Source organism: Bifidobacterium sp. UBA6881, assembly GCA_002451435.1.
In the GTDB taxonomy this organism is placed as follows: domain Bacteria; phylum Actinomycetota; class Actinomycetes; order Actinomycetales; family Bifidobacteriaceae; genus Bifidobacterium.
Window position 1 is genome coordinate 1 of the sequence record DKCF01000083.1, and the last position, 2774, is coordinate 2774.

Sequence of the window (2774 nt, forward strand, 5' to 3'; positions counted from 1 at the left end):
GGCAACGGTGGCAATGGCTCCGGAACCGGCAGCAACGGTAACAACGACGGCAACGGTTCCGTCAATGGCTCCAATACCGACGCAGACCAGACCGGCACGGTGAGCACCATCAGCAGTACGGGTTCCGCCATCGCCGGAGTCGCGGTGGCACTGGTCGTGCTCGTCGCGGCCGCTGCGGGCGTGCTGATCGCCGTCCGCCGTCACCGGAGCTGATTGACTGCATCGCGCCGGCATGAGGGGCGTCCCCCAGTCGGCACGATACCGTTTCGGCTGACGACATAGATCGACGTCGCGGTATGGAAAAACGCTGTCATGGCGTTCTTCCATACCGCGCACGTATATGCGGGCCATCTGGAGTGCTGCCATCTGAAGTACAGCCCACTGAAGTACACTCGGTAGTCGATAAGGACGTGTCGACGAATACGGAGGATGCGGGCGTGAAATCGAAATTGCTGAACCGGCTGATCGCCATCTGCGGCGTGGCCGTCATGGTGCTGGGCGCGGCCGCATGCGGCGCCGATGCCGACACGCGCACCGAAATCACCGTATGGTCGTGGGAGCCGAGCATGCAGCAGGTCATCGACGGCTTCGAAAAGGAGAATCCGGACATCCACGTGGTGTGGAAGAACACCAGCGGATACGACAAACTCAACAACGCCATCCAGGACGGTTACGGCATCCCCGACGTGGTGCAGCTCGAATACTACGCATTGCGCCAATACGCCGTGAGCAGCCAGCTGGTGCCGATCACCAAGCGGGTGAAGTCCTACGCCGATTTCTACACGCCCGGCACATGGTCGTCGGTGCAGCTCAACGGCCAGATATACGGCCTTCCGATGGATTCCGGCCCCATGGCGTTTTTCTACAACAAGGACGTGTTCGAACAGGCCGGCATCGACGCGTCGAAGATCCGCACTTGGGACGACTACTACGAAGCCGCCAAAAAACTCAAGAAAATCGGCGTGTACATCACCGCCGATTCGGGGGACGCCAGTTTCTACGACGCGATGATCTGGCTGGCCGGCGGGCGTCCGTTCTCCGTCTCCAACGACGGCAAGAACGTGGGCATCAACCTCACCAATGACGAAGGAACGCGCGAATTCACCGAATTCTGGCAGAAGATGATCGACGAAGGGCTGGTCGCCACCAATCTGACCACCTGGTCGGACTCCTGGAAAAGCGCGGTAGGCGAGGGGAAGGTCGCCTCCATGTTCTCCGGCGGATGGATGCCGTCGCTGTTGATGGCGAACCTGCCGTCGTCGGCCGGCCTGTGGAGGGTGGCGCAGATGCCCACGCCGGACGGCAAGGCCGCCACCTCGGAAAACGGCGGATCGGCGCTCGCCGTGCTGCAGCGCTCGCGCAAGCCGCAGGCGTCATACCGTTTCATCGAATACGTCTGCCATAACGCCGACGCCATCAAAACACGCGTGGACGGCGGCGCGTTCCCCGCCGACAACGACACGTTGTCCGACCCCGATTTCCTGGGCAAGACCACGGTGACCGACGAGCGCGGCGTCGAAGTGCCGTATTTCGGCGGCCAGGAATACAACCGCGTGCTGTCCCAGGCCGCGGAGAACGTGTCGACGGGCTACCAATATCTGCCGTTCGAGGTCTACGCGCGCAGCGATTTCCGCTCCACGGTCGGCAAGGCGTACAAGTGGTCGAGTCTGCTTCGCAAGGAGCAGGACCGACTCGACATCATCGCGGCGGGCGGCATGGTCGACGACACCGACATCGGAGAGACCCTGAAGGAGACCGATTCGTCCGACCGTCTCAAGCTGAAGAACGGCATTGCGCTGTGGCAGAAGGATCTGGAGGAATACGGCGCCAACCAGGGCTTCACGATTCGATAGCCGCCGATTCGGTTCGCCCGCGGAGCGCGGGATGCGGATGGATCACCGGCGGTTGCGACGGTAGATGTGCATCATGCCCTTGAAAATCAGGTTCGGGTCGTAGATGTCGATCATATCGGTGTCGTTCGCGAACACGCGGCTGAGGCCACCTGTGGCGACCACGCGGAAATCCTCGTCGATCTCGGTATGGAACTGCGTGATGATGCGTTCGATGCCGCCGAGGAAGTTGTAGTACAGGCCGGCCTGCATGGCCGGCTTCGTGCTTTTCGCGATAATCGACTTCGGCCGTGTGATCTCCACTTCGGGCAGCTGCGCGGTCGCGTCCCACAAGGCGGTGGCGCCGGTGCGGATGCCCGTGGTGATGAGTCCGCTGATCACCGAGGCGTCCGCGGTCACGTAGTTGAAGGTGGTGGCGGTGCCGAAATCGGCCACGAGGATCGGTCCGCCGTACTCGTAGTAGGCTCCCGCGCAGTCGGAGATGCAATCGGCGCCCATGTTCTGCGGATTGTCCATGCGGATGTTGATGCCGGTCTTCACGCCCGGCCCGACGACCATCGGGTCGATGTCGAGGAACTTCACGATGCTCGCGCGGAACGAATGCATCACCTTCGGCACCACGGACGAGATGATCACATCGCCGACATCGCCCGGCGTGTATCCGCTCAGGTGCAGGAACTGCATGATCATCAGCCCGTATTCGTCGGAGGTGTGGTTCGCCTTCGTGGTGATGCGGTATGTGCCGGTGATGCGTTCGTCGTCAAGGAATCCGACGACCACGTTGGTGTTGCCGATGTCGACGGCGACCAGAAGCATATTGGTTCTCCTTCATGAGGGTTGCCGCGGATTGCTGCGGAAGCAGTCGCGGGTTGTGGTGAATGGTCGGGAAACGTCAGGATCGCTGCCATGCCCTGGCCGGCGGTC

Annotated in this window: 2 protein-coding genes and 1 pseudogene; 2 read left to right on the forward strand and 1 reads right to left on the reverse strand. The window is 61.9% G+C overall.

What is annotated here, in order from left to right; genetic code table 11:
• Both B3C64_RS06635 and B3C64_RS06640 read left to right on the forward strand, forming a co-directional pair.
• Positions 1-213, forward strand: a pseudogene (locus B3C64_RS06635) (hypothetical protein); the annotation flags it as partial.
• A gap of 275 nt (positions 214-488) precedes the next feature.
• Entirely contained in the window at positions 489-1853 is a 1365-nt protein-coding gene (locus tag B3C64_RS06640) for an ABC transporter substrate-binding protein (RefSeq protein ID WP_291534598.1), read from the forward strand.
• A 42-nt stretch (positions 1854-1895) separates the two neighbouring features.
• Here B3C64_RS06640 and B3C64_RS06645 read toward each other — a convergent pair whose 3' ends face one another.
• Complete coding sequence (locus tag B3C64_RS06645; protein ID WP_291534594.1) at positions 1896-2666, reverse strand: type III pantothenate kinase; 771 nt, start codon at positions 2664-2666, stop codon at positions 1896-1898.
• Positions 2667-2774 lie beyond the last annotated feature (108 nt).